This is a genomic window from Neorhizobium sp. T25_27, assembly GCF_002968565.1.
Taxonomy (GTDB): domain Bacteria; phylum Pseudomonadota; class Alphaproteobacteria; order Rhizobiales; family Rhizobiaceae; genus Neorhizobium; species Neorhizobium tomejilense.
The window spans coordinates 42456-67461 of sequence record NZ_PVBJ01000016.1 but is presented as its reverse complement, the minus strand read 5'-3'; the positions used below and the strand labels follow the sequence as shown (position 1 = coordinate 67461).

The 25006-nt window shown below is 62.4% G+C and carries 25 protein-coding genes; 12 read left to right on the top strand and 13 right to left on the bottom strand.

The window, feature by feature from the left end; translation table 11 throughout:
* Positions 1 to 5: 5 nt before the first annotated feature.
* The 3 genes from C5J24_RS29405 to C5J24_RS29395 all read right to left on the bottom strand — a co-directional run bounded on the left by C5J24_RS29405 (position 6) and on the right by C5J24_RS29395 (position 2981).
* On the bottom strand, positions 6 to 515 hold the full coding sequence (locus tag C5J24_RS29405) for a MarR family winged helix-turn-helix transcriptional regulator (protein ID WP_038549831.1): 510 nt from the start codon (positions 513 to 515) through the stop codon (positions 6 to 8).
* A gap of 29 nt (positions 516 to 544) precedes the next feature.
* On the bottom strand, positions 545 to 2134 hold the full coding sequence (locus C5J24_RS29400) for an NAD(P)/FAD-dependent oxidoreductase (RefSeq protein WP_105423114.1): 1590 nt from the start codon (positions 2132 to 2134) through the stop codon (positions 545 to 547).
* Positions 2135 to 2198: 64 nt separating this feature from the next.
* On the bottom strand, positions 2199 to 2981 hold the full coding sequence (locus C5J24_RS29395; protein ID WP_105423112.1) for a cyclase family protein: 783 nt from the start codon (positions 2979 to 2981) through the stop codon (positions 2199 to 2201).
* 459 nt (positions 2982 to 3440) lie between these two features.
* Here C5J24_RS29395 and C5J24_RS29390 point away from each other — a divergent pair, with 459 nt between their 5' ends.
* Positions 3441 to 3956 (top strand): MarR family winged helix-turn-helix transcriptional regulator, encoded by a 516-nt coding sequence (locus C5J24_RS29390; RefSeq protein WP_105423110.1) that lies wholly within the window; start codon positions 3441 to 3443, stop codon positions 3954 to 3956.
* Positions 3957 to 3974: 18 nt separating this feature from the next.
* Here C5J24_RS29390 and C5J24_RS29385 read toward each other — a convergent pair whose 3' ends face one another.
* Both C5J24_RS29385 and C5J24_RS29380 read right to left on the bottom strand, forming a co-directional pair.
* Positions 3975 to 4649, bottom strand: coding sequence for an amino acid ABC transporter permease (locus tag C5J24_RS29385; RefSeq protein WP_046665284.1), 675 nt, complete (start codon positions 4647 to 4649; stop codon positions 3975 to 3977).
* 77 nt (positions 4650 to 4726) lie between these two features.
* Positions 4727 to 5524: an ABC transporter substrate-binding protein gene (locus C5J24_RS29380; RefSeq protein ID WP_105423175.1), complete on the bottom strand. Its 798-nt coding sequence runs from the start codon at positions 5522 to 5524 to the stop codon at positions 4727 to 4729.
* Between the two features lie 373 nt (positions 5525 to 5897).
* Here C5J24_RS29380 and C5J24_RS29375 point away from each other — a divergent pair, with 373 nt between their 5' ends.
* Positions 5898 to 6602: a hypothetical protein gene (locus tag C5J24_RS29375; protein WP_105423108.1), complete on the top strand. Its 705-nt coding sequence runs from the start codon at positions 5898 to 5900 to the stop codon at positions 6600 to 6602.
* A gap of 16 nt (positions 6603 to 6618) precedes the next feature.
* On the opposite strand, the gene C5J24_RS29370 is transcribed toward C5J24_RS29375, so the two are convergent.
* The 5 genes from C5J24_RS29370 to C5J24_RS29350 form a co-directional block, all read right to left on the bottom strand.
* Positions 6619 to 7794, bottom strand: coding sequence for an alpha-hydroxy acid oxidase (locus C5J24_RS29370; protein ID WP_105423106.1), 1176 nt, complete (start codon positions 7792 to 7794; stop codon positions 6619 to 6621).
* Positions 7794 to 9671, bottom strand: a complete 1878-nt coding sequence (locus C5J24_RS29365) for an ABC transporter ATP-binding protein (protein ID WP_105423104.1) — start codon at positions 9669 to 9671, stop codon at positions 7794 to 7796. Before C5J24_RS29365 ends, C5J24_RS29370 begins: the two co-directional genes overlap by 1 nt.
* A gap of 1 nt (position 9672) precedes the next feature.
* The gene (locus C5J24_RS29360; protein ID WP_105403771.1) at positions 9673 to 10548 is read right to left on the bottom strand and encodes an ABC transporter permease; all 876 of its coding nucleotides are present in this window, start codon (positions 10546 to 10548) and stop codon (positions 9673 to 9675) included.
* 1 nt (position 10549) lies between these two features.
* The gene (locus C5J24_RS29355) at positions 10550 to 11566 is read right to left on the bottom strand and encodes an ABC transporter permease (protein ID WP_105423173.1); all 1017 of its coding nucleotides are present in this window, start codon (positions 11564 to 11566) and stop codon (positions 10550 to 10552) included.
* Positions 11567 to 11642: 76 nt separating this feature from the next.
* Entirely contained in the window at positions 11643 to 13178 is a 1536-nt protein-coding gene (locus tag C5J24_RS29350; protein ID WP_105423102.1) for an ABC transporter substrate-binding protein, read from the bottom strand.
* A gap of 403 nt (positions 13179 to 13581) precedes the next feature.
* Here C5J24_RS29350 and C5J24_RS29345 point away from each other — a divergent pair, with 403 nt between their 5' ends.
* From C5J24_RS29345 to C5J24_RS29320, 6 genes are all read left to right on the top strand, one after another.
* Positions 13582 to 14010 carry a hypothetical protein gene (locus C5J24_RS29345; protein ID WP_105423100.1) on the top strand — a complete coding sequence of 143 codons (429 nt, stop codon included), beginning with the start codon at positions 13582 to 13584 and terminating at the stop codon, positions 14008 to 14010.
* A gap of 10 nt (positions 14011 to 14020) precedes the next feature.
* Positions 14021 to 15634, top strand: a complete 1614-nt coding sequence (locus C5J24_RS29340) for an AMP-binding protein (RefSeq protein ID WP_105423098.1) — start codon at positions 14021 to 14023, stop codon at positions 15632 to 15634.
* 71 nt (positions 15635 to 15705) lie between these two features.
* Complete coding sequence (locus C5J24_RS29335) at positions 15706 to 16131, top strand: organic hydroperoxide resistance protein (RefSeq protein WP_105423096.1); 426 nt, start codon at positions 15706 to 15708, stop codon at positions 16129 to 16131.
* Positions 16131 to 17306 carry a thiolase family protein gene (locus C5J24_RS29330; RefSeq protein WP_105423094.1) on the top strand — a complete coding sequence of 392 codons (1176 nt, stop codon included), beginning with the start codon at positions 16131 to 16133 and terminating at the stop codon, positions 17304 to 17306. Before C5J24_RS29335 ends, C5J24_RS29330 begins: the two co-directional genes overlap by 1 nt.
* A complete protein-coding gene (locus C5J24_RS29325; RefSeq protein WP_245446849.1) occupies positions 17303 to 18550 on the top strand; it encodes an SDR family NAD(P)-dependent oxidoreductase in 1248 nt (415 codons plus the stop codon). The genes C5J24_RS29330 and C5J24_RS29325 overlap by 4 nt, the downstream gene beginning before the upstream one ends.
* Positions 18547 to 19338 carry a cyclase family protein gene (locus tag C5J24_RS29320; RefSeq protein WP_105403778.1) on the top strand — a complete coding sequence of 264 codons (792 nt, stop codon included), beginning with the start codon at positions 18547 to 18549 and terminating at the stop codon, positions 19336 to 19338. Before C5J24_RS29325 ends, C5J24_RS29320 begins: the two co-directional genes overlap by 4 nt.
* Here C5J24_RS29320 and C5J24_RS29315 read toward each other — a convergent pair.
* On the bottom strand, positions 19317 to 19859 hold the full coding sequence (locus tag C5J24_RS29315; protein WP_051903914.1) for a winged helix DNA-binding protein: 543 nt from the start codon (positions 19857 to 19859) through the stop codon (positions 19317 to 19319). The two genes, C5J24_RS29320 and C5J24_RS29315, sit on opposite strands and share 22 nt — an antisense overlap.
* A 98-nt stretch (positions 19860 to 19957) precedes the next feature.
* Between C5J24_RS29315 and C5J24_RS29310 the strand changes: the two genes are divergently transcribed.
* A complete protein-coding gene (locus C5J24_RS29310) occupies positions 19958 to 20764 on the top strand; it encodes an aspartate/glutamate racemase family protein (RefSeq protein WP_105423057.1) in 807 nt (268 codons plus the stop codon).
* Positions 20765 to 20770: 6 nt separating this feature from the next.
* On the opposite strand, the gene C5J24_RS29305 is transcribed toward C5J24_RS29310, so the two are convergent.
* Positions 20771 to 21700, bottom strand: coding sequence for an NADP-dependent oxidoreductase (locus C5J24_RS29305; RefSeq protein ID WP_105423055.1), 930 nt, complete (start codon positions 21698 to 21700; stop codon positions 20771 to 20773).
* 28 nt (positions 21701 to 21728) lie between these two features.
* Positions 21729 to 22484: an HpcH/HpaI aldolase/citrate lyase family protein gene (locus C5J24_RS29300; protein WP_105423053.1), complete on the bottom strand. Its 756-nt coding sequence runs from the start codon at positions 22482 to 22484 to the stop codon at positions 21729 to 21731.
* A 194-nt stretch (positions 22485 to 22678) separates the two neighbouring features.
* On the opposite strand from C5J24_RS29300, the gene C5J24_RS29295 reads away from it, so the two are divergent.
* From C5J24_RS29295 to C5J24_RS29285, 3 genes are read left to right on the top strand one after another with little or no spacing between them, the layout of a single operon-like run.
* On the top strand, positions 22679 to 23386 hold the full coding sequence (locus C5J24_RS29295; RefSeq protein WP_105423051.1) for a GntR family transcriptional regulator: 708 nt from the start codon (positions 22679 to 22681) through the stop codon (positions 23384 to 23386).
* Positions 23383 to 24477, top strand: coding sequence for an LLM class flavin-dependent oxidoreductase (locus C5J24_RS29290; RefSeq protein ID WP_105423049.1), 1095 nt, complete (start codon positions 23383 to 23385; stop codon positions 24475 to 24477). The genes C5J24_RS29295 and C5J24_RS29290 overlap by 4 nt, the downstream gene beginning before the upstream one ends.
* Positions 24474 to 24983 (top strand): flavin reductase, encoded by a 510-nt coding sequence (locus C5J24_RS29285; RefSeq protein ID WP_105403783.1) that lies wholly within the window; start codon positions 24474 to 24476, stop codon positions 24981 to 24983. The genes C5J24_RS29290 and C5J24_RS29285 overlap by 4 nt, the downstream gene beginning before the upstream one ends.
* Positions 24984 to 25006 lie beyond the last annotated feature (23 nt).

Genomic DNA, 25006 nt, shown 5'->3' with positions numbered 1-25006 from the left:
ATCGATCAGATCTCGTGCTTGCGGATGTTGAGGAGGATCTTGTGAAGCGTGCCCGTGAAAGCGCGGTATTCCTCCTCGTCGATGCCGTCGAACATCCGCAGCAGTGAATCGTACATGGTCGGCCAGAAGCGCCCAAACGCGGCGCGGCCTTCCTCGGTGATCGTCACATCGCGGATGCGCATGTCCTCGGCGCGCGGCGTGCGGCGGATGTAACCCTGGTCTTCGAGGGAATCGAGGGTGCGGCTCATGGTCGACTGTTCGATGACCGCGAACACGGAAAGCTCGTTGATGGTGAGCGAAGCAGAGACGCTGAGGACCGCGAGTGTGCGCATCTTGGCGGTCGACAGATCGTATTCGCGCAGTTCCTCCGCCATGTTGGAGTTCCAGCGGGAGATGATGCGGTTCATCAGGTAGGGCGCGAAGTGGTTGAGGCCGATCTCGCCCATGGTCGGCCGATTTTCCTGATCGCCCTCCTGATGCCAGCGCAGCACCACGCCTGAAAACCGTTCTGCCATGAAATCCATGTCTCCTAGACCACGTCGTTTCAACGCAACGACGATGCGAGCAGAAAGCCGGAGCCCCCGGCAAGCCCCGGTCCCGGATGGGTCGAGGCGCCGATATGATAAAGGCCCGGCACGTGGGTGCGGTGGTTAACAGACGACTTGAAGGGCCGCCAGAGGAAAAACTGGTCGAGCCCGCAGAAGCCGCCATAGGGATCGCCGCCGACGAGGTTCATGTTCATCGCCTCCAGGTCGGCCGGCGAGTAGGCGCGTCGGGCGAGCTTGATTTCGGCAAAATTCTCGATGTGGCGGGAAAGCAGAGCCTCGACGCGGTCGGCATAAAGTTCGCGCAGCCCATCGGTCCAGCGGCCGTCGGCAGGTGCGGCGATCTCACCGGCCGCATCGCCCTTGATGACGCGCGCCGCTTCGGGAAGCTGCAGCCAGAGTATCGACTTGCCGTCCGGCGCGCGCGACGGATCGAAGCTGGCGGGCTGGCCGACGCAGACGGTCGGCTCGGCGGGCAGCAGCCCGCGTTCGCATTCGTTGGTGGCGCGCGAGACGCCGTCGAGACCGGATGTCAGGTGCAGCAGCGCCACCTTGCCGAGGTCCGGATCGCCCTTCCAGCGCGGCGGCGCGGAGAGGGCGTAGTGGATCTGCATGTTGCCCTTGCCGTAGCGATAGCGGGCGACGCCTTCCCGGATTTCAGCGGGTGCAGGCTGTGGCCAGTCCTTGAGCAGCCGGTCATAGATCTGGTTCGGCGTCGTGGAGCAGACGACGCCGGATGCGGCGTCGATCGTCTCGCCGCCTGCCATCCGCACGCCGGCAGCCTTGTTATCCGGACCGGGAAGGATACGTTCGACATCCGCGCCAGTGCGGATCGCGCCGCCTTGATCCGTGATCAGCCGTTCGAAGGCGGTGACGAGGTTAGCCGCGCCGCCCTTGACGATCGGGCAGCCGGCGAGCTCGATAGCAAAACCGATGACCTTGACCATTTCGGCCGAATAGGCGCTTTCCGGCGCCAGGCCGCAATGCAGGACCCAGGGCGCCCAGAGTGCGTGAGCGCCTTCCGACTTGTAGGTGGTTTCGAGATAACCGCGCGCTGGTGTCAGTGCATCGCCGAACCAGGCAGCGAGTTGGCGCAGGCCCTTGCCCCATCCCTGTCTTGCGACCGTTTTCAGCGTCGTGCCGGACCAGAGTGCGCCGCCGAGCAGAGAGAACAGGAAGGCCGCATCGGTGCCAAGCGCATTCATTTCCTTGTCGAACGTCTTGCCGTCGCCGGCTGCGAGGGCCTCGAGGGTTGCGATATTGCGCTTGCGGTCTTTTGAGAAGATGACGGAGGAGCCGTCCGGGCACAGCACGCCTGTCGGCAGGTCGGCATGGGCGAATTCGAGGCCGCGGGCTTCAAGATCCTTGCCGAGCGCGCCGTAGGCGGGCGAGGTCAGGAACAGCACCATGGTGGTGGCCATCACGTCGTGGATGAAGCCGGGCTCGGTGATTTCATCGGTGTGCAGGCAGCCGCCGATGCGGTCGCTGCGCTCCAGAACGAGGACCTTTTTGCCCTTCTTGCCGAGCATGGCGGCGGCGACGAGCGCGTTGATGCCGCTGCCGACGATGATGTAGTCGAAATCCGCCATGCCGCCCGTCTTCCTGCTGGATACGGAAAGGACCGGAACCTTCCGGTCCGGCCCTTCGATCGGATCAGGAGATCAGCGCAAGGGCGCGGACCGGTGAACCTGTGCCCTTGACGAGCTTCAGCGGAGCGGCAATCAGCACGGCGCCCTTCGGCGGCAGCTGATCGAGGTTCGACAGCGATGCGAGGCCATATTTGCCGGCGCCATGCATGAGGTTATGGGCCGGGAAAGGCGGGTTCATGCCGCCGGCCGAACCGGCATCGGTACCGATGGTTTCCTGGCCCCAGCCGATAATGTCCTTCGAAATCAGGTACTGGATCGCTTCGGCGGTCGGGCCGGGAGAGTGCGGGCCGTTCTCGTCCGCGTTCAGGAAGGTTTCGGTGGATCCGTTGCGCTTGTACCAGTCGGAGCGCATCAGCACCCAACTGCCGGCCTCGATCGCGCCGTGCTCGGCCTCCCATTCCTTGATGCTGTCGACGGTGAGCAGATAATCCGGGTTTTCGGCGGCTTCCCTGGAACGGTCGATGACATTGACCGGCGCCACGAAATTCTGCGGCGGGATGGTGTCGGTCGTGTTGTTCGGTTTGTCCTTGCCGGTGATCCAATGACAGGGCGCATCGAAATGAGTGCCGGTGTGTTCGCCGAGCTCCAGCCAATTCCAGGCCCAGAACGGACCGTCCTCGTTATATTCGGAGATCGTGTGGACGGCGACCTTGGGCGTGTTCTTGCCGAACTGCGGCGGCAGGTAGAGAACGGGGGTATCCGGCCCGAGCGGCGCCGTCAGGTCCACGACCTTGACCGAGCCGGAGAGAAGAGCGGAAGCGAGACTAGTGAGCGTGCTGGAAGACATGGTGCCGGGTTCCCCTTGAATGACCGGTTTCGTTAAGCCGGGCTGCAGCCGGTTTTCCTCTCCGGGTGCCGCTAACCGATAAGGGAGCCTATTGCAGAAAATATGAGGATGCAAGCAATCGGGAGCGGCTGCGTCGAGCAAATTTCCGTGGCGCGTCTTTGGCGAAAAACCGCGCATTTGCATGGGAAGCCGCGCGTTTTGGACACAGTCAAGGGTAAGTGTGAGCGGCGATCCACCCGCCGACAAGTGACCCGTCTTTGATGTTGTCTTCAGGAAATATATGCATATGGATGAATAATGGGAGCAGGTAAGGACACCTTTTGACGCGGCGGTGATTTCGGGGCGGCGATAAAGGGCTTGCGAGCGGCACCGTCAGCGGGGCAATCGCAACCTGCAAACCTTTGACATTTCAAATATCTGCTTCTAGACGGTGGATCGGTTACAGAGGCAACATTCGGAATGGCAGAAGCGGAAGCGATCGACGTCGATCTGGAGATCATCGTCCAGGGCGCCCACGGGCGGTCGAAGCCCGAGCTGCGTCTGTGGCTGCGGATGCTGTCGACGACCAAGCTGATCAGCCAGGAAATCCGCCGGCGGCTGCGTGCCGAATTCGGCGCGACGCTGCCGCAATTCGACCTGATGGCGCAGCTTTATCGGGAGAAGGATGGGCTTCGCCTCGGCGAGCTCTCCAAGCGCACCATGGTCACCAACGGCAATGTCACCGGCCTCGTCGAAAGGCTGGAAGCGGACGGCTACGTCCAGCGGGTGACGCCGCAGGGCGACCGGCGCGTGACGGTCGCAAAACTCACCGAGGCGGGTGCGACCCTGTTTGCGGCGATGGCCGCGGCGCATGAAGGCTGGCTGCAGGACATGATGGCGGACATCGACTCGCATGCTGTTGCGGCGCTCTGGTCGGAGATCGGCACGGTCAAGGCTTCCGCCAGCAATCACCTCTCCGGCGCCGCCTTCGAATAGGCCTCACCGCCTTTGGCGTCAGCGCTTCTTTTCCTTGTTGAACCTCTGTTCGAGGAGATTAACCAGCCGCACCATCGGCCAGAGGAAGGCGATGTAGATCAGCGCAGCCCCGATCAGCGGTGTCGGGTTGGCGTAGAGCGCCTGCGCGTCCGTCGCCTCCTTGAGAAGTTCCGGCAGCGCGACTGTGGAGGCGAGCGACGTATCCTTGAACATCGAGACGCAGTTGTTGGTCATCGGCGGAATGACGATGCGGATCGCCTGCGGCAGCACGACCTTGCGCAGCGTGACGAAGAAAGGCAGGCCAAGGGCCGCCGCCGCCTCGAACTGACCGCGAGGAATGCCCTCGATGCCGGAGCGGAAGATTTCAGCCGAATAGGCGGCCATGACGATCGAGAAGGCAAGGCCCGCGGATGTCCAGGAGGACAGGCGGATGCCGACGAAGGGCAGCGCGTAATAGATCAGGATCAGCACCACCAGCATCGGCGCCGCGCGGAAGATGTCGATGTAGAAAACCGTCAGATACCGTACCGGCTTCGGTCCGTAGAGGCGCAGGAGCGCGATCACCAGGCCGATCGGAATGCCGATGCCGATGCCCGCCACGCCGAGCAGGAAGGTGTTGATCAGTCCGCGCAGCAGCGCCGGAAACGCGTCGCCGAGAACTCCGAGGTTGAAGAATGTATCGAGGAGGGTCATTTCCTGGTGCCTCTAAGCTCATGAAAAAGCCGGCCGTCGCCGGCCGGCATGATTGGGGTGCAATATCGGTAGCCGGCTCAGGGCTTCGGCAGCGGCTGTTCGACGGCGGAGGCGGAACCGGCGGCGGGATCGGAGCCGAACCACTTCTTGTGGATCGCGGCCAGCGTGCCATCCTTCTTCATCGCGGTGATCGCGTCGTTCGCCTTGGCCAGCAGCGGATGGTCCTTGGTCATCATCAGGCCGTATTGTTCGCCGGTCTTGATGCGCACCTTCACGGCAAGATCCTTCATCTTGAGGAAGGCGTATTCCATGCCCGGGACGTCACTGACGGCCACGTCGGCACGGCCGGAGGAGAGATCCATCAGCAGATCCTGCTGGGCGTTGTAGCTCTTGATGTCGGTGATACCGTATTTTTCCTTGTTGTCCTTGGCCCACTTGTCGCCCGTGGAGCCGGCCAGGACCCCTACCACCTTGCCCTTCAAGTCTTCGACCTTGGACACGGTCGCTTCCTTGCGGGTGGCGATGCCCATGTCGGCGTCATAATAGGCCTGCGTGAAGGACTGGCTGCCGAGACGCTCCTTGGTGATGGTGATCGAGGAGATCGCCACATCGATACGCTTGGAGGAGGTGGCGGCGAACAGAGCCTGGAAGCCAAGGTCGGAAATCTCGACCGTCATGCCGAGGCGCTTGGCGACTTCGTTGACGATATCGACTTCGAAACCCTCGAAAGTACCCGTCGCCGTCTTGTATTCGAAGGGCGGATTGCTCGGATAGGAGCCAACGGCAAGCGCTGCGGCAGAGGCCAGACCGGCGCTTGCGACGGACAGGGCAGCAGCACCCGCGAGGCCTAAAACGGCGCGGCGGAAAAGGCTCATGGTCATGATTGCGTTCCCTCTGTTTTGGTGACCGGCGGGCGTTTTTTTCTGCCGGATCGGATGCGAAATTGTCTTGATGGCCGGCAGGTGGAGCGATGTGACGCGAGCCCTCTCCCAAGAGCTATCCGGCGGCGTCTCTATCCTCTTCAACGCGCGTGAGAGCGGATCGTGATCGAAAATCCAGCAAGATTCAAGCGGAAAGATTGAAGCTTAAATCATGTCCGGACGGTTCGTTTTGGGCAGGTAAACAGGCTCGAAAAATAGTTTAGGTTTAAACTTGTTTTTCGCTGCCGGCGGTCCGATAGTGGACCACCAACGGGGAACAGAGGCCGCCCGCAATCGTTGCGGTCCCATAGAAGCAGGAAGCCGAGCCATGCGTTTTGCCTATTTCGCCTTTTTCGAGAATGTCGATGGAAGTCAGCTCGCCGTGAGCAAGGCGGATGTCGAGACCGTTGCTGAAATCATCAAGCTGACGCCGGGACTGACCACCGCCAATCTCTACACGCCTGAGGTCACCAGGGACATGTACAACAAGGACGAGCAGTCGCCGATCTTCGGCATGCAGCTCTATTTCAACGAGCTGACCGAGCTCGAGGATGCGATGGCGCCGGCCGGCCATCTGCACCAGCTTGCGGCATCTGGCGTGCTGTCGAGCATTCGCGGCGCCAGGGGCACGCAGCAGGCCATGTATGCGCGGCATTTTCCGGTCGACGACGCCAAGCTCGATATCGAAAAGAACGGCAATCCCTGTTCCTACGTGGTGCACTATACCGGTCCGGCCGAGGACCTGAACGTCTGGATGCACCACTATGTCAGCCATCACCCGCAGGTGATGCGCACCTTCCCCGGGATCCGCAAGATCGAGGTCCTGTCGCGGGTCGACTGGTGCGGGTTCCTTCCCTGGGAGCGGGTCAACCACATGCAGCGCAACCGGGTGATGTTCGACAGCCCGGCCGCCCTGCAGGCGGCGCTGCAATCGCCGGCGCGCATCGTCATGCGCGAGGACTTCAAGACCTTCCCGCCCTTCGAAGGCGGCAATTCCCACTTCCCGATGGAAACGCAGATTATCGTCCCTTGAAGGACGATGAGGCCGTTCAGAGCTTGATATGGTCGCGGTCGAGATCGGTGACCGAGCGGCAGCCGAGAAGCGCCATGGCACGGCGGGTCTCTTCTTCGAGGATGGTGATGGCGCGGGCCGCGCCAGCCTCGCCGCCGGCTGCGAGACCATAAAGTGTTGCACGTCCGATCATGACCGCATCGGCTCTGAGCGCCAAAGCCTTGACGATATCCGTGCCGCGGCGGAAACCGCTGTCGGCGAGGATGGTGATCCTGCCCTTCAGCTTGCTGGCGATCTTCGGCAGGATGGTGATCGGCGATGGCGCACCGTCAAGCTGGCGACCGCCGTGATTGCTGATGACGATGCCATCAGCTCCCGCATCCGCGGCTAGTTCCGCGTCGCGCAAAGTCATGACGCCTTTGACGATCAACGGCTTTTTCCAGATTTTCCGCAGGTGGCGGACGTGACTCCAGTGAAGGTCCGGCTCTACCTGCTCGCGCGACCAGATGGCCGTGCGGGCGAAGGTCTGCTGGTCGGTGGGCAGGAAATCGAGCAGGTTTCCGAAGGGCGGGATACCACGCGCCATGACCGACAGCGCCCAGCGCGGATGGCAAAGTATATCCAGCTTATGGCGGAAGGTCGGGTCCATGCCGGAGCGATAATTGCGGCGATCCCATTCGCGATTGCCGAATGTGGCCGCGTCGGTCGTCACCATCAGCGCCTGGCAGCCAGCTCTTTCGGCGCGGCCGACCAACTCGTCCATGAAGGCCTTCGAGCGGAAGACATAGAGCTGCATACAGTGGGAGAGGTTGGGGATGCCGGAAAGCTCCTCGATCCGCATGTTGGAGACGGTGCTCTGGGTGAAGGTCACGCCCGCCTTGGCGGCGGCTTCCGCGAGCAGCCGATCTCCCTGATATTGGAACAGGCCATTGAAGCCGGTCGGCGCGATGACGAAAGGAAGCCGCATCTTACGGCCGAAGATCGTCGTCGAAAGATCGGGTATGCCGACGCCGGTCAGTGTCGAGGGGCGAAACTCGATTTCCGAGAAGACTTCGCGGTTGCGGCGAAGCGTCCATTCGTCCTCGGCGCCGCCCTCGAGATATTCCAGCACGAAGGCAGGCAGGCGGCTGTGTGCCATGGCCTGGAGGTCGGCGATCGTGACGGCGCGGCTCACGTCCCGGCCGCTATAATATCTCCGTCCGACGATCGCCATTATTCGACCTGATAGCCGGCTTCCGCCAGCACCGGCGACCATTCGGCATTGACGTCGTCCGGGGGCACGGCGGCGAGCAGGCTGCGGGTATAGGCGTGCTGCGGATCGGCAAACACCGTTTCCGTTCGGCCGCTTTCCACCACCTCGCCGCGATACATGACCATCACCCGGTCGCAGAGATATCGAACGACCGAAAGGTCGTGGCTGATGAACAGCATCGAGAATCCGTGCTCGTCGCGCAGCTTCAGCAGAAGGTCGAGAAGCTGTGCCTGAACCGAGACGTCGAGGCCGGAAACGATTTCGTCAGCGACGAGGATTTTCGGCAGGGTGCAGAGCGCGCGGGCAATGTTGACGCGCTGTTTCTGACCGCCAGAAAGCTGCGAGGGGAAGCGCATCGCCGCATCCGGCGGCAGGCCGATTTCTTTCAGCAGTTCGGCGGCGCGGTCCATGCGCTCGCGGGTGCTGTTGTGCAATCCGCTCGCCTCGTTCGCCTGGGTGACGATGCTGCCGATCCGCCGGCGCGGGTTGAGCGCCGATTGCGGATCCTGGAAGACCATCTGGATATAGTCGCGGCGATAGGCCCTGTCGGCATTGCCGTTGGCAGTGACGTCGCGGCCGGCGAGCGTGATCTTGCCGTCGGTCGGCGTATCGAGGCCGACCACGAGGCGGGCGAGCGAACTCTTGCCGCTGCCGCTTTCGCCGACGATGCCGACGAACTCACCCTCGCCGAGCGAAAAATCGACGCTGTTGACCGCCTTGAAGCTGCTGCGCTTGGCGAACGGGCTCCAGGCGGTGGTGTAGGCCTTGGTAAGCTTCTCGCCGTTCAGATGAACCTTGGCCGATGCGATCTCGCGGCCGGGCGCCAGCGGCGGCGGCACGATGTCCGGCGTCTTTTCCGTGCGGATGCAGGCGGCGATATGATTCGGGCCGATATCGGCCAGCGGCGGTTCGGCCCGGGTGCAGGCCTCGATCGCGTTCGGACAGCGCGAGGCGAAACGGCAACCCTTCAACTCCTTCAGCACCCGCAGGCCCGGCATCCGTTCGGGCAGGATGAAGAGGCCGCGGCGCGGGCCCGTGATCGTCGGGTTGGCGAGCTGCAGGCAGCGCGTATAGGGATGCGCCGGGGATGAAAAAAGCTGCTTTGCCGGACCGCGCTCGGCCGGCCGGCCGGCATAGAGTACCATGATCTCGTCGCTGATCTGCGAGGCGAGGCGCAGGTCGTGGGTGATGAAGATCACCGCGGTGCCGTCGCGCTTCTGCATTTCGGCGATCAGCTTGACGATGCGGGCCTGGATCGTCACGTCGAGCGCGGTGGTCGGTTCGTCGGCGATCAAGAGACGCGGGCGGCTGGCAAAGGCCATGGCGATCAGGATGCGCTGGCACATGCCGCCGGAAAGCTGGTGCGGGTATTTTTCGAGCAGCGCCGCGCCATGCGGCAGATGTACGGATTCGAACTCCTTCAGCGCCCGTTCGCGCCAGTTTTCGCCGGGGCCAAGGCCGATCCGCAGAAGATGTTCCTTGATCTGCTGACCGACCGTCAGCACCGGGTTGAGGCCGGAAAGCGGCTCCTGCGGGATGAAGGCGATATCGCGGCCGAGCAGGCTGCGGCGGCGTTCCGGCAACATGCTCACCAGGTCCTCGCCATCGAAGGCGAGCGTGCCCTTGGTGACCGCAAAGCCCTTCGGCAGATATTGCGAGATGGTGCGGCCGATCATCGACTTGCCGGCGCCGGATTCGCCGACCAGGCCGAGGATCTTGCCGGGCTTCAGCGAGAAGTTGAGATCAGTCAGGACCGGGAAATTTTCCTTGGCTCCTACCGATTCAACGCAGAGATTTTGCGCGGAAAGAATGGGATTTTTGGGCGAGGGAATGGCCATGTCAGGTGCGCTCCGTCTGGGTCAGGCGCGTGTCGAGGGTGCGGCGCAGGCCGTCGCCCAGGATATTGAAGCCGAAGACCGCGAAGAAGATCGCGAAGATCGGCGCGATCAGGTTGAACGGCGCCTCGTAGATGTTCTGGCGCGCATCGGCGATCATCTGCCCCCAGGCCGCCGTTTCCGAGCCGACGCTCATGCCGACAAAGGAGAGGATCGCCTCGACGATGATGGCGACGCCCATTTCGAGGCTCATCAGTGTGATGAGCAGCGGCAGGGTGCCGGGCAGGATTTCGCGGGTGATGGTGCGCCAGTGCGAGAAGCCGATGAGCTGCGCGGCAGAGACGTAGTCCCGCCGGCGCAGGACGATGACCTCGCTTCGCAGCACCCGACAGAAGCGGGTCCAGTCGACCAGGATGATGGCGAGCACGACGTTGCGCAGTCCGGTGCCGAGGCCGACCATCAGGATCAGGGATAGAATGACCGGCGGGAAGGAGAGCCAGATTTCGACGATGCGGCCGATCACCCAATCGACCCAGCCGCCGAAATAACCGGCGACATGGGCGAAGAAGGCGCCGATGATCATCGCGCCGATAGAGGCTGTAAACGCCACGGTGAGCGCCACGCGCGCGCCAAAAATCAGGCGGGACAGGACGCAGCGGCCGAGGCTGTCGGTGCCGAGCGGAAACATCGCATCGCCGCCATCGGCCCAGACGGGCGGGGTCAGGATCGACAGCAGGTTCTGCTCGTTCGGATCGTTGGGCGCCAGGTAGGGCGCAAAGATCGCACAGACGGCCAGAATGAAGATGATGACGAGGCCCGTCTGGACGCGGCCGGATTTCAGCCAGAGGGGAAGCGGTCGCCCCTTCGCATATCGTAGCATATCAACGCACCCTCAGTTTCGGGTTGAGGATCAGGTAGAGGCTGTCGACCACGATGCTGATCACCAGAACGGCGACGCAATAGGTGAGCCCCGCGCCCTGGATGATCGGCAGGTCGGCGTTGCGGATCGCATCGACCATCAGGTTGCCCATGCCCGGATAGGAATAGATGATTTCGACCAGCAGGGTGCCGCCGAACAGGAAGCCGAACTGCACGCCCATCAGGCTCAGCGTCGGCAGGATGGCGTTCTTCAGGCCGTGGCGGATCAGGATGCGCTTTTCGGAAAGCCCGCGAAGCCGGGCCTGCTGGATGTAGTCGTCCTGATAGGCATCGAGCAGGCTCGAGCGCAGCACGCGCATGAGAGAGGGGGACAGCGCGATGCCGAGTGCGAGGCACGGCAGGATCATGTGCTGAAGCGCATTGAGGAAGGTCGGGATATTGCCGGTGATCAGGCTGTCGAGCAGCAGGAAACCGGTGACGAGCGGGCGCTCGAAACCGGGACTGAGACGGCCGGTGAAGGGCAGGACCTCGAAAAAGACGCCGAATATGAGGAGCAGGAACAGGCTCCAGAGGAATTCCGGAAGCGAGAGCAGCAGGATGGAAACGAAATCCATCACCGCTTCGGCGCGGGTGCCGCGCACGTAGAACAGGAAGAGGCCGCCCGCTAGGCCGAAGACGGTTGCCACCATCATGGCGATGACGGCGAGCTCGATGGTGGCGGGCAGTGTCGAACCTATCAGGCTTGTCACATTCTGGCGGAAATGGATGGAGCGACCGATATCGCCGTGGAAGAGCTTGTTCAGCCAGATGCCATATTGCTGATAGAGCGGCAGGTTGAGGCCCATTTCCGTGCGCATGGCCTCGATTTCCTGGACCGTCGCATTGGGCGGCAGGGACATGGCGGCCGGATCGACCGGCAGGATGCGCAGGATGCAGAAGAGAAGCGCGGAAACAAGCAGCAGGATCGGTATCGCGGTGAGGACACGCTTTACCAAGAGCTTGGCAATGGTCGCAAACATGCGCATGCCCCGTATGACGACGTGAAGGAATGGGTCCGGGCGTACCCGGACCCGAGGATGGCGGGTTCAGCCGGTATCAGGACCAGGACATGGTACTGCCCAGGACCCAGGCATTGCCGTACTTGACGTAGTTCAGGCTCTTCTTGCGCACCAGCGTCTGGACGCTCTGCAGAATCGGGATGTTGGCGCCGGTCTCGACAGCTTCCTGCGCGACGGCCTTATAGCCGGCGATACGCTTCTCGTAGACCGGCTCGACAAAGAGTTTCAGAATCTTGTCGCCGATCTCCGGACCCTTCCAGGCGCCGAACGGCATTTTCGGGTTCATCAGATAACCGGAGAAGATTTCGGGGTCGCCGGTGGCGTTGTCGAAGCTGTAGAGCGTCGCTTCCGGCAGCTGGCCGCCGCGGTTCAGTTCGAAATATTTGGAATATTCGATCTGCTGCAGTTCGACCTTCAGGCCGACCTTCTGCCACATCTGCACCAGCGCCCGGGCGATATCGAAATCGCTTGGGAACTGGCCGTTGGTGGCGGCAAGCGTGAAGGTCGCCGGCTTGTCGGCGGTGTAACCGGCATCGGCCAGAAGCTTCTTCGACAGTTCCGGATCGTAGGCGAACTTGTAGTCGGGCAGGTAACCCGGAGTGCCGGGTGTGGCCGGTACGGAGAGCGGCACTGCCGCGCCGCCATAAAAGGCCTTGGAGAGCGCTGCCTTGTCGATCGCGTGATGGGCTGCAAGGCGGACGGCCATGTCCGTAAAGCCCTTGTCATTGCGCATCTGCAAAAGGATCAGGCGGGTGAAGGGGTTGATTTCGGCGGTCAGGCCTTCGGTCTTGCCGAGGCGCTCGGCTTCACGGACCGGAATGTTGACCGTCAGGTCCACCTGGCCGGACTGGATGGCTGCGGTACGCGCCGACGGATCCTTAATGATGTCGATGGTGACGCGCTTGATCTTCGGCTTGGTGCCGAAATAGGCGTCGTTGCGCTCCAGGACGATACGGGAATTCATCTGGTAGTCGACGAGCTTGTAGGGGCCGGTGCCGACCGGCTTCTTGGCGAATTCTTCCGGGCCGACGGATTCGATATATTTCTTCGGCACCAGGTAGCTGCCGAGAAAAGCCAGCCATTGCGGCGCGGTCGGGGTCGGGGCGGAGAACTTCATGACGCCGGATGTCGGCGAGAGGATTTCGATGTCGGTGAGCGTGCGCCAGGAATTGGCGATGTCGAGCTTCAGGCCCGACTTGATGCGATCGACGAAGGTATATTTGAAGTCCTCCATCGTCATCGGATCGCCGTTGTGGAACTTTACGTCGCTGCGGATCTCGAACGGCATCGAAAGACCGTCCGGCTTCAGTTCCCATTTGGTGATGAGGTTGCCGATGAGCTTCAGGTCCGGCGACTGATCGAGCGGCTGGTCGAAGACCATCTTGAAGAGCGGCTGCGCATCCGGAACGAAACGCAGGTTCGGGTCCCAGGACGGCACGTCGGACGGCCAGCCGATGGTGACGCTGTCGGCGCCCTGTGCGAAGGCGAAGCTGGCCTGCGAGAGCACGGAGCCGCTGACCGCGGCAAGGCCGAGCATCTGCAGGAGATTTCTGCGGTCGATTTCAAAAGTCATGACGATCCCTCTGGTTTGCCCGTCGATCGCGACCGACGGACCTGCGGCGGTTGGTGAAACGCAAGCCTGCAATCCTGCCAGGGGCTTCGGTTTTTTCTTCTGACCCGCTTTTCGCGGTTGTCCCCTTAACAATTGAGGGGATCGTAGAACGAGGTATAAATTACTTCAAGCCTAAAATTTCCGATCGTCAGAAATTGAGAAACCCGTCGACTTCTGCGTGTAGAAGGCCGGAAATGCCGGGTTTTTCTCAGCCTGCAGGTTGAGAACGTGATGAGCGACGATCGCCAAAGCGGCAGCCGAAGGCCGAGGACACAAAAATCCGTTGACGTTCTTTCCAATTATTTTATGCTTAAAATGTCTTTTAGAAAAATGACGCCTCGATGCGACTGAAAGAGGGACGCTCATGATTGATCCGCATTGTCATTCCAGCAGCATCATGGTGGAGCGCCCGGCGGCGGTCGCATTCGAGCTGATGTCGGACGGGCTGAAACAGGGCCAGTGGGCGTGGGGCAGCCTCAACCGAACAGAGGTCGAGCCCGGCCTCTTCGTGGGCACCTCGACCTTCACGGGAAAACAGACATTCGTGCGGCTCCATGTCGACCGCGACCGCTTCCAGGTGGATTACGAAGTCGGCGCGGCCAAGGACGTCATGCAGTTCCGCAATATGTCTCGCGTCATCCCCGGCGAACTCCTGCGCATGGGGCCGGACAGGTGCGTGGTGACGCTGCTGACATGGAGGCTGGAGACGCAGACGGATGCGGAATGGGTCCAGTTCGGCACGATCCACGAGGCCGAGATGTTCCTGATCAAGGGTATCCTGGAACGGGCATAAGGACAGGACCATGCATTCTCCCTATCTCCTATTCGAGAACCAGGCGCTGAAAAACCCGGATGCGCCGATGCTGATCGCGCCGGTCAGCGCCAAGCTGCCTTATGCGCCCGAGGGTTTTCGCTACAGCTACGGGGACGTTTTCGCCCGCGTCAGTCTTCTGAAGCAGAAGTTTGCGGCGGCAGGATATGGGATCGGAGGCCGTGTCGCTCTTCTCCTCGAAAACCGCCCGGAATTTTTCGACTACTGGCTGGCGCTGAACGCGATCGGCGCCTCGATCGTGCCGATCAATCCCGACCTGCGCCGCGACGAACTGCTCTTCCAGCTCGACATGGCCGAGGCTTCGTTGATGGTGGTCATCCGCGAGCGGCTGGATGATCTGCGGGACATCTCGCCCGGCAAGGTGACGGTGATCGCTGCCGGCGACGACATTCCGGCTTCGCCGGAAACACGGGAGGCACGACCCGGCGGCCCGAATACCGAATGCGCGCTGCTGTTCACCTCCGGCAGCACCGGCAAGCCGAAGGGTTGCATCCTTTCGAACATCTATTTTATCGGCATCGCCGAATGGTACACGACGCAGGGCGGTATCGCCGAAATGGGCGAGGGAACCGAAGTGGCGCTGACGCCGCTGCCGATGTTCCACATGAACGCGCTCGGCTGCACGGCGGTCGGCATGATCATGAAGGGCGGCGCGATCGTGCCCCTCGATCGGTTCCATTCGAGCAGCTGGTGGGCGTCGATCGCCGATTCAGGCGCGACGATCATCCATTGCCTCGGCGTCATCCCGGCGATCCTGCTGCAGCTCCCGGCCGTCGAAGCGGAGCGGGCACACAAGGTGAAGTTTGCTTTGGGACCAGGCGTCGATGCCCGTCACAAGATCGAGTTCGAGAAGCGCTACAGCATCCCGATCGTCGAGGCGTGGGCGATGACCGAAACCGGCGGCCGGGCGGTAACCACCACCGCGGCGGACGATTATACTCCGGGCCTGCGCTGCATCGGGCGGCCGCGTGCCGGTATGGATTTTCGGATCGTCGACGATGCGGGCAATGATGCGCAGCTCGGCAAGCCCGGCGAATTGCTGGTGCGCGCCCAAGGCACGAACCCGCGCGACGGTTTCTTCAGCGGCTACCTGAAGGACGAAAAGGCGACCGAAGAGGCCTGGGAGGGCGGCTGGTTCCATACCGGCGACGTCGTCTATGCCGACGAGAAGGGACTTCTCTATTTCTTCGACCGCAAGAAGAGCATCGTGCGGCGCAGCGGCGAGAATATCGCCGTGCTGGAAGTGGAAGCGGCCCTTGCCAAGGATCCGGCGGTCAAGGCATCCGCGGTGACGCCGGTGCCGGACGACCTGCGCGGCGAGGAGGTTTTTGCCTTCATCGTTGAAAGCGAGACCGCCGGAGCGGGCGAGCCGGCCGAGAAGGCGAAGCGCATCATCGAGGCTGCCGGCGCTCATATCGCCTATCACAAACTTCCCGGCTACGTGGTCTTCGTCGACAGGCTGCCGGTGAGCTCGACCCAGAAGCTGCAGCGCGGCGAGATCAAGACGATGGCGGCAAAGGCGGTCGAGGACGGTTCGGCGATCGACCTCAGGAAGCTGAAGGCATCGATCCGCAAAGCGGGATGAGTTCCTTCATGATTCTCCGTCGTTTCTGATATACTATAAATCACAGCTTAAATCCTGCTATGGAGGCATGCATGACCCCGGAAAAAATCCTCTATGAGACCTCGGTTACCGCTCATGGCGGTCGGGAAGGAAAGGCGCAGAGCGCCGACGGCAGTTTCGCGGTCAATCTTTCGGTGCCGAAAGGGCTCGGCGGCCCAGGGGGCGAGGGGACCAATCCGGAGCAGCTTTTCGCCGCCGGTTACGCGGCATGCTTCCTCGGTGCGGTGAAACTCGTGGCGCGAACCAGCAAGATCGCGCTGCCGGATGACGTCTCGATCACCGCCAAGGTCGGCATCGGCCCGGTACCGGTCGGTTACGCGCTGGCGGTCGAGCTGGTGGCGTCCTTGCCCGGCATCCAGCGCGCAGTCGCGGAAGAGATCGTCGCCGGTGCGCACGAACGCTGCCCCTATTCCAATGCGACGCGCGGCAATGTCGACGTCAAATTGACGGTGGCCTGATGGTCTTGTCCCGCGCGCGGCAATCCTACGACGGCGTGGTTCTGGCGGTACCGGTGACGGTGCCCTACCAGCGCTATTCCATTGAGACCGCGCATTGGTGGATGGGCAAGGCGCTCAGGGCATTGGCGGAAGGCGCCGGCATCAGCCACCGGGATTTCGATGGTTTTTCGGTCGCAAGCTTCACCATGGGGCCGGATGCGGCGATCGCGCTCACCCAGCATTTCGGGCTGTCGCCGCGCCACATCGACCACGTGCCGATGGGTGGTGCTGCTGGCATCGTCTCGCTGCGCCGGGCGGCGCGGGCGGTGCAGGCGGGCGACGCGGATATCGTCGCCTGCGTGGCGGCCGATACCAATCAGGTCGATACGTTCCGCAAGACGCTCGCCAACTTCTCCCGCTTTGCGCAGGATGCTGCCTATCCCTATGGCGCGGGTGGCCCCAATGCGAGTTTCGCGCTGATCGCACGCCACTACATGGATCGCTACGGTGCAACTCGGGAAGAATTCGGCAAGCTTTGCGTCGCCCAGCGCGACAATGCGCTCAAAAACCCGGATGCGCTGATGAAGAAGCCGCTGACGCTGGAGCAATATATGTCGGCGCGGCCGATCGCCGAGCCGTTCCATCTGTTCGATTGCGTCATGCCCTGCGCCGGTGCGGAAGGCTTTCTGGTGATGCGCGAGGAGACGGCGGTCTCGCTCGGGCTTCCCTTTGTCCGGCTGCTGTCGGCGATCGAGCGGCACAATGCGTTTGCCGAGGATCCGGTGCAGGTGCGCGGCGGCTGGGTGGTCGATCGCGACGAGCTTTACGGCATGGCCGGTTCGAAGCCGGACGACATGAATTTCGTCCAGACCTATGACGACTACGCAGTGATCTCAATGATGCAGTTCGAGGACCTGGGTTTCTGCGCAAAAGGCGAGGGGCCGGATTTCGTGCGCCAACACACGTTCACGATCGACGGATCCTTTCCGCACAACACGTCCGGCGGCCAGCTTTCTGTCGGCCAGGCGGGGGCCGCGGGCGGGCATCTCGGGCTTACCGAAGCGATGCGCCAGCTTTTGGGGACAGCGAAAGGCAGGCAGGTCGAGAACGCGAAACTCGGGCTGGTTTCAGGTTTCGGGATGATCAACTACGACCGCGGGCTCGCCTCTGCAGCCGCCATTCTGGCGAGGGCATGATGACCGGACCCTTCCTCAAGCCGAAGCGAAAGAACCCGCTCGCTCGCACCACTCAGCCGCTGCTGCCTCCCTCGACCCGCAGCCGCAAGGCGCATGGGCTGACGCTCGCCGCATCGGTCGGGCGGTTCATGCTGCAATGCTGCGGCGAATGCGGGCGCTACACCTATCCGGCGCGTGAAGCCTGCCCGAACTGCCTTTCGTCCGACCTGACATTCAAGGACGCGCCGGCCGGCGGATCGCTGCTGTCGGAAACGCGGATCGAGGTCACCAGCGATCCCTATTTTCGCGAGCACATGCCCTGGCGCACCGGACTGGTTCAGCTCGATTGCGGGCCGATTGCCATCGTGCATCTGCATGGCGATTGCGGCGGACCCGGTAGCCGGCTCAAGCTTTCCCTGCAGCTGGACCGGGCCGGACAGGCCGTGTTCTTTGCCAAGCCCGTTTCGGAGACGCCGCATATGGAAGACGATCCCCAATGGCGCGAGATGACCGCCGACCCAAAACACCGTCGCGTCTTGATCACCGATGGGCGCAGCCCGCTTGCATTGCCGCTGGCGCAGGCTCTCAGGAAAGCGGGAGCGGCCAAGATTTTCGTCGGCGTGACAGATCGCTGGAAACCTTTCGACCAACAGGCGTCGCTGGAGGCGATCGAAGGCGTCGAAATCGTCGATCTTGATCTTACCAGCGAACGTTCGGTGCAGGAGCTGTCGATGGACATCGGCGCCAAGGTGGAGATCCTGATCAACACTGCCGATCACGTCCGGCCGGCCCATCTTTTTAATGCGGGCGCGGCCAATGCGGCGCGTGAGGCGATGGATCATACCGTGCTGGGACTGATGCGTCTTGCCCAGGCTTTTGGGCCGGTGATGCGTTCGCGCGGCGCCGACGGTGCTGCCGGCGCCGTTGCCTGGGTCAACGTGCTCTCGGTCCACGGGCTCAGCAATGCGCCGCAGTTCGGCGTCCATTCCGCCGCGCATGCAGCCTGTGTGTCGCTGTCGCAATGGCTGCGCACCGAGCTCAGGCCGGGCGGTATTCGGGTTGTCAATGCATTCACCGGGCCGCTCGATACCGAATGGTTCCAGACGGTGCCGCCGCCCAAGGTAGCGCCAAAGGCCGTAGCCGATGCCGTTCTCGACGGATTAAAGCGCGGGCTCGAAGACATTTACGTCGGCGATGTCGCCAAGGATATCGAGGCGCGGCTGTACGACAATCCGAAGGCCGTCGAGCGGGAGGCCGGCCAATGAGCGGCGATATTCTGGGAAAATTCGCGGGGGCATTGGCGAGCGGCGCGGTCCGCGTCGTCGATCTCACCCACACGCTGTCGCCCGATTTCCCGGTCATCGTCATGCCGCCGGAACTGGGGCAATCCGCGCCATTCCGGATGGAGCGGATTTCGCGCTACGACGGCGGCGGGCCGGCCTGGTATTGGAACAATCTCTCCTTCGGCGAACATACGGGCACGCATTTCGATGCACCAATCCATTGGTATACGGGCCGTGACCTGCCGCTCAATTCCGTCGATACGCTGCCGCCGGCCGATATGATCGCGCCGGCCTGCGTCATCGACTGCTCGCAGCAGGCGGCCGAGGATGCGGATTTCCTGCTGACGGTTGCCGATGTCGTGAAGTGGGAAGAACAGCACGGCCGCATTCCGGCGCGATCCTGGGCCTTCCTGCGCACGGACTGGTCGAAGAAGTCAGGCGCCGCCTATGCCAATCTGCAAGCAGATGGCGCCCACACGCCTGGACCGGATGCGGAAGTCATGCGCTTTCTGGTCGAGGAGCGGGATATCATCGGCTTCGGCGCCGAGACGATCGGCACGGACGCCGGCCAGGCGGGACATTTCTCGCCGCCCTATCCGGCGCACCATTACCTGCATGGCGCTGGCCGTTACGGGCTGCAATGCCTTACTAATCTAGACCAGCTGCCGCCGACCGGTGCGATGATCGTTGCAGCGCCGCTCAAGATCCAGAACGGTTCGGGCAGCCCCTTGCGCGTTCTGGCGCTCGTTCAGGAACGCTCCACCAAATGAGATCCGCTCGCCACCCGCCGGGCGGCGGTGTCGTAGAAGCTCGTCAGCAATTCCAGCATTTCGGTCGCCTCGCCGAGCCCCTGTTCCGCGTGATCCATCTTCTGGATCAGCGAGACGAGAAGCTGCCGGCGCAAAGCCCGATAATCCTGGGTAAGTTTGGTGCCCTTGCGGGTCGGCGTGTAGAGCGTGTCCTTGCGCGACCGGCCCTTGACCCGCTCGATGAGCTGCAGGGTCTGCAGCTTCTTGATAGCATATTGAATGTTGGCGGTGTCGTCGCGGCCGAGCAGGCGGGAAATCTCGCCAAGCCCTTTCGGCTTGTTGCGATAACGGATCGTGTGCAGGATGGCGGTGTCGAGGCCGCTCAGGCCCGCGCCGGCAAGCTCGCTTGAACTTTCCGACTGCCACCGCAGGAAGGCAGCGGAAATTCGCCAGAGCGACCATTCGAACTCGGTCAGCGCTGCTTCCGACATTTCGACGGTCGTATCGCTCAGCGGGTTTTCAGGCGTGGTCGACACAGTCATGCGGCTCTCCGGGCGGTTTCTGTGCCCGGAGTAAAGCCTTAAATTGGGGTTTTGACGAGTGCGAATCGCACCCGGAAAATGAACGGAACGAGGGGAACATGCGCATCTTCTGGCAGAGCTTCATCGATGCCACTGCAAGCGCCGCCTATATGACGCGGCTTTCGGACTATCTGAACAGCATTGCCGAGCCGGGCACGACAGTCGACGTCTTCGGCATCAGCCCGCCGGACCGGCATTTCGGGCGGCTGGCGGAGTTTCGCTGCGCGGCGATCGCAATCGACAACGGGTTGGAGGCGGCGAGCCACGGGTATGACGCCATCGTCATCGGCCATTTTCAGGACCCTGGCCTCTACGAACTCAAGTCGGCCGTGACCATTCCGGTGATCGGTGCCGGCGAGGTCTGCATGCATTATGCGGCACGGCTCGGGCGGCGCATGGCGCTTGTCACCCTCGACGACGTGTTCCAGACCTGGCATTACGAGCAGGCCGATCTTTACGGCCTCGGCGGTCGGGTGAAGCACGTCGCCGGCATGAACTGCGAGCCATCGGATTTCAGCGCTGCCTTTGCGGGAGATGACGAAGCGCGGCGGCGGATGCTTGCCAGTTTCACGGCCTGTGCCGAGCCGCTGGTGCGCGATGGTGCCGATGTCGTGGTGCCGGCAGGTGTGCTGCCGGGCCTGCTGGTCGGCGGCGAATATGGGTTCAAGGTGCTGCATGCGCCGGTCGTCAACACGGCGGCGGTGGCGCTGAAAAGCGCCGAGATGGACGTGCGGTTGCAGAAGATCAGCGGCATCGAGGTGAGCCGCGGTCCGTTCTGTTCGCTCGCCAACGCGCATGCGATCGAGGATTTCCGGACTTTCGTCGCCAACGGCCGTCAGGCGCCGCTGTTTCCGAGCGGCGCTTAAAAAACGTCACATCGTCAGCATCAGGCGCCCGCGCGAGATGGCGCCCTTTTCCATCAGACGATGGGCTTCGGCTGCCTCCGACAAGGGCATGGTGCGGGCCACCTGGGGCTTGAGTAGGCCTGCGCCGGCGAGGCCCATCATCGCTTCAAGCGCCGACTTGTCGTCGGTGATCATTGCACGGGTTAGCTTGACGCCGAATTCCTCACCCCGGTCCTCCCTGATCGGGTCGGCGACCAGCCAGACCATGCGACCGCCCTTTTTCAACACCTTGTAGGACTTGTCGTGGACTTCGCCGCCCATCAGCTCGAAGACGATGTCCTGATCGGTGAGGAACTCGGAAAAATCCTCCTGGTCATAGGCGATTACACGATCGGCGCCGAGGCCGAGGACATAATCGCGGTTCGTCGAGCGGCAGGTGGCGGTGACATGGGCGCCGAGATGGTGGCAGAGCTGGACCAGCAATCCGCCGACCGCACCGGAGCCGGAATGCACCAGAACCTTGTCGCCGGATTTGACTTCCGCAGTCCGTACCGCAATCCAGGTGCTCAAGCCGGCATTGGTCAGCGCCACCGCACCGACGGTGGGGAGGCTGTCCGGAATTTTCACTGCATGCTTTTCATCGACGGCGATCATTTCCGCATACCCGCCCTGGGCGAAAACGCCGGCCATGACTACGGCCCGGTCTCCCACCTTGAATTCCGTGACGCCGTCGCCGACGGAAACCACCGTGCCGCCGCCGTCGCGGCCGGGCACGCTCGGCATCGGCAGGGTGAAATGGCTTTGCAGATGTCCAGCGCGGAGTTTCCAGTCGAAGGGCGTGACGCTGGCAGCCTCGAGCTTCACCAGGATCTGGCCCGGTCCGGCGATCGGATCGGGCAGGTCGACATAGTGCATCACATCGGCCGGGCCGTGCTCGCTGTACTGGATGGCTTTCACGTCGTCACTCCTGGAAAATCGATGCAGCTTATGCGGAGCGTGCGGCGGCAACGTCGGCAGCGATGCCGGCGCCGAGAAACCTCGTATCGCTTGAGAGCAGATAGAAGCTGATGCCGGCTTCCGACCATTTCCCGACGTCATCGGCGGAGGGGCGGAAAATGCCGACGGCCTTGCCCGCCCTGCGGGCAGCCTTGGTGATCTTGAGAATTGCCGCATCCAGCTTCTCGGCTCCATCCGGCCCCACCGCGCCGATCGAGACGGAGAGGTCGCCGGGGCCGATGAAGACCACGTCGACGCCTTCGACGGCGACGATTTCCTCGACATTGGCCAGCCCTTCGGCGGTCTCGATCTGGATTGCGAGGACGAGGCTTTCATTCGCCGATTTCAGATAGTCGGGAATGCGGTAGCCGTAGCCCGCGGCACGTCCCGGGCCGACGCCGCGTTCGCCTATCGGCGGATAGCGGGTTGCCAGAACGGCGGCCTTGGCCTGGGCGGCGGTCGAGACGCGCGGTACCAAGACGCCGGCAGCTCCGGCGTCGAGCACGCTGGCTATCGATTCCGGCGCGTGGCCCGGAACGCGCACCATGGCGGGCACGCGATGGACATCCGAGGCACGGACGAGGTTTTCGATCAGCTCACGGCCGATCTGAGCATGCTCGGCGTCGATGCAGATGAAATCGAGACCGGCCGCGGCAGTCACCTCGATTGCGACCGGATGCGGGATCGCCGCGAATGTGCCGATGACGCGCTCATGGCCAATACATTTCCTGCGGAAGTCGCTCATCGGGATGCCTTGTGAAATCTGCTGCAACGGCTTTTGAACTGCGCCAAATTAAAATTTAAGCCTAAAATTCCTGAGGCCGCAAGTGAATTAAACTGTATACTGAAAATGATATGATTTAAGGCGATGAGGCGCAATATAAGAAAACTCGCTTGATATTCGACAAAATCAGTATACGGTTTTGATAGGAGATCTCGATGTTGAAGCCGAGCGACAATCTGGTGGATGCGATCTATGCCGATCTGCGGCTGAAGCTGCAGCGGAGCGCCGTTTCGCCGACCGATCGCCTGGTGGATACCGAAATCGCCAACGCCCACGGCATTTCCCGCATGCCGGCGCGCGAGGCGCTGCTTCGGTTGGTTTCCGAAGGTTATCTGGTCGGCACGACGCGCGGCTTTGCGGTGCGGGAATTGTCGCTGGACGACATTTCCGGGCTTTTCGAGGTGCGCCGCCAGCTCGAGCCGCGGGCCGCGGCCTGTGCCGCCCGCGACATGACGCCCGAGATCGAGGCGGAGATCACGGCGGCGATGAACCGGGTGGAGCTGTCGCTGAGCCAAAGCGATATTCCAGCCTTGCTGGCGGCCAATGTCGATTTCCGCAATGCGTGGCTGAAGGCAGTCAACAACCCGCATATGGCGGCGACGATTTCCCGCTTCATCGATTATTTCCAGTCGGTGCGGCTCGGCACGTTCGCCGATCCGGCTACGGCCGGCCTTTATATCGACGGCCTTTCCCGCATTCATGCGGCTTTTCTCGCGCATGATCCGCTGATGGTCCAGGACCGCATGACGCTTTTCATGTTCGCGGCGGAGGAAGCCTACCTCTCCGTCCGGCGGCGCCAGTTGCAGGAGGCGGAGACCGCGCGTCCCGCCCGCAGAAGAATACAAAAGAGAGGAACAGCATGATCAAGCCGCATCCGCTGAAAGGCCCAAGCAGACTGAAACTCGGCGTCTTTTCGCCGAATGCGGACGGTGGGCTTGCGATCACCGACGTGCCGGAACGCTGGCAGGCCCGATGGGAAGACAATCTCAATGCCGTGCAGATCGCCGATCGCGGCGGGCTCGATTTTTTCCTGCCGATCGCCCGCTGGAAAGGTTTCGGCGGCAAGAACCGGGTGCGCGAATGGTCGTTCGAGACATTCACCTGGGCGGCCGGCCTTGCTTCCGTCACGGAACGGATCGGGCTGTTCATGACGGTGCATGTGCCGCTTCTACATCCTCTTTATGCTGCAAAGGCGCTCGCCACCGTCGATCATATCAGCGGCGGCCGGGCGGGCCTCAACATCGTCTGCGGCTGGAACCCCAAGGAATTCGGCATGTTCGGCGTGCCGCTGGTCGAGAAGGGTTATGATCAGGCCGGCGAATGGCTGGAGATCATGGAACGGGCCTATACGTCCGATGCGCCGTTCGACTATGACGGCACCTATTACAAGCTCAAGGACGTCGTCAGCCGACCGGCCAGCCTGCAGTCGCCGCGGCCGGTCACCATGAACGCTGCCTTCGGCGGGCCGGGCCGGGATTTCGCGGCCAAGAACTGCGAATACCTGTTCACCACCTTCACCGAGATCTCGGAGGCCGGAAAACACGTGGAGGATATCAGGAGCCGCGCTGAGAAGCTCGGACGCGACGTCGGCGCCTATACGGTCTGCCACGTCGTCTGCCGCGAGAGCCAGCAGGAGGCCGAGGATTATTACGAACGGTATGCGGTGACGATGGCCGATCACGCAGCGGTCGATGCGCATATGGCCGGCAAGAAGGAATTCACCCAGTCGCACGACAAAAGTGCTTACGATCTTTATCGAAAGCGGTTTGCAGGCGGCGCCGGCGGCTATCCGCTGATCGGCACACCGGAAAAGATCGTCGAAGACATGATCGCGATCGCCGAACAGGGGTATTCCGGCATTGCCATGTCTTTCGTAAACTACACCTATGAGCTGCCTTTCTTCTGCGATCGCGTCATGCCTTTGTTGAGAAAAGCGGGGCTGAGGGTCGAATGACGATAAATATTCAAAGCGACGAAGTGGACGCGACGCGGCTCGCCTTTCGGGAAGGCATGGCGCAGCTGGCAGCGGCCGTGAACATCGTCACGACAGACGGACCGGGCGGGCTTGCGGGCTTCACGGCGTCGGCCGTCTGCAGCGTGACGGACCGGCCGCCGACGTTGCTCGTCTGCCTTAACCGGTCAAGTTCGGTCGCCGGCATGTTCGAGAAAAATCGCGTGCTCTGCGTCAATACACTGGCTGCAGGCCACGAGCCGATGTCGAGGCTGTTCGGCGGCTCGACGCCGCAGGATGACCGGTTTGCGGTGGGCGATTGGGTGCTCGCCGCGACGGGATCGCCGCGGCTGACCGATGCGGTCGTGTCTTTCGATTGCGAAGTGGAAAATGTCGTCGAGAGCGGCACGCATCACGTGCTGTTCTGCCGGGTCGTCGGGATTGCCCATGGTCCGGAGGACGAAGAAGCGCTCGTCTATTTCCGGCGCCGCTATCACCACCTCAAGTGAGATGAATACCTCCGCGAGCGTGT

Bases quoted from the DNA above. Each gene is read 5' to 3' on its own strand.
- C5J24_RS29360 (WP_105403771.1), bottom strand. From the start codon at position 10,548: ATGCTACGATATGCGAAGGGGCGACCGCTTCCCCTCTGGCTGAAATCC.
- C5J24_RS29320 (WP_105403778.1), top strand. From the start codon at position 18,547: ATGAGCGGCGATATTCTGGGAAAATTCGCGGGGGCATTGGCGAGCGGC.
- C5J24_RS29380 (WP_105423175.1), bottom strand. From the start codon at position 5,524: ATGAGCCTTTTCCGCCGCGCCGTTTTAGGCCTCGCGGGTGCTGCTGCC.
- C5J24_RS29345 (WP_105423100.1), top strand. From the start codon at position 13,582: ATGATTGATCCGCATTGTCATTCCAGCAGCATCATGGTGGAGCGCCCG.
- C5J24_RS29340 (WP_105423098.1), top strand. From the start codon at position 14,021: ATGCATTCTCCCTATCTCCTATTCGAGAACCAGGCGCTGAAAAACCCG.
- C5J24_RS29335 (WP_105423096.1), top strand. From the start codon at position 15,706: ATGACCCCGGAAAAAATCCTCTATGAGACCTCGGTTACCGCTCATGGC.
- C5J24_RS29355 (WP_105423173.1), bottom strand. From the start codon at position 11,566: ATGTTTGCGACCATTGCCAAGCTCTTGGTAAAGCGTGTCCTCACCGCG.
- C5J24_RS29405 (WP_038549831.1), bottom strand. From the start codon at position 515: ATGGCAGAACGGTTTTCAGGCGTGGTGCTGCGCTGGCATCAGGAGGGC.
- C5J24_RS29370 (WP_105423106.1), bottom strand. From the start codon at position 7,794: ATGGCGATCGTCGGACGGAGATATTATAGCGGCCGGGACGTGAGCCGC.
- C5J24_RS29395 (WP_105423112.1), bottom strand. From the start codon at position 2,981: ATGTCTTCCAGCACGCTCACTAGTCTCGCTTCCGCTCTTCTCTCCGGC.
- C5J24_RS29300 (WP_105423053.1), bottom strand. From the start codon at position 22,484: ATGAGCGACTTCCGCAGGAAATGTATTGGCCATGAGCGCGTCATCGGC.
- C5J24_RS29365 (WP_105423104.1), bottom strand. From the start codon at position 9,671: ATGGCCATTCCCTCGCCCAAAAATCCCATTCTTTCCGCGCAAAATCTC.
- C5J24_RS29400 (WP_105423114.1), bottom strand. From the start codon at position 2,134: ATGGCGGATTTCGACTACATCATCGTCGGCAGCGGCATCAACGCGCTC.
- C5J24_RS29390 (WP_105423110.1), top strand. From the start codon at position 3,441: ATGGCAGAAGCGGAAGCGATCGACGTCGATCTGGAGATCATCGTCCAG.
- C5J24_RS29350 (WP_105423102.1), bottom strand. From the start codon at position 13,178: ATGACTTTTGAAATCGACCGCAGAAATCTCCTGCAGATGCTCGGCCTT.
- C5J24_RS29310 (WP_105423057.1), top strand. From the start codon at position 19,958: ATGCGCATCTTCTGGCAGAGCTTCATCGATGCCACTGCAAGCGCCGCC.
- C5J24_RS29315 (WP_051903914.1), bottom strand. From the start codon at position 19,859: ATGACTGTGTCGACCACGCCTGAAAACCCGCTGAGCGATACGACCGTC.
- C5J24_RS29330 (WP_105423094.1), top strand. From the start codon at position 16,131: ATGGTCTTGTCCCGCGCGCGGCAATCCTACGACGGCGTGGTTCTGGCG.
- C5J24_RS29325 (WP_245446849.1), top strand. From the start codon at position 17,303: ATGATGACCGGACCCTTCCTCAAGCCGAAGCGAAAGAACCCGCTCGCT.
- C5J24_RS29290 (WP_105423049.1), top strand. From the start codon at position 23,383: ATGATCAAGCCGCATCCGCTGAAAGGCCCAAGCAGACTGAAACTCGGC.
- C5J24_RS29285 (WP_105403783.1), top strand. From the start codon at position 24,474: ATGACGATAAATATTCAAAGCGACGAAGTGGACGCGACGCGGCTCGCC.
- C5J24_RS29295 (WP_105423051.1), top strand. From the start codon at position 22,679: ATGTTGAAGCCGAGCGACAATCTGGTGGATGCGATCTATGCCGATCTG.
- C5J24_RS29385 (WP_046665284.1), bottom strand. From the start codon at position 4,649: ATGACCCTCCTCGATACATTCTTCAACCTCGGAGTTCTCGGCGACGCG.
- C5J24_RS29375 (WP_105423108.1), top strand. From the start codon at position 5,898: ATGCGTTTTGCCTATTTCGCCTTTTTCGAGAATGTCGATGGAAGTCAG.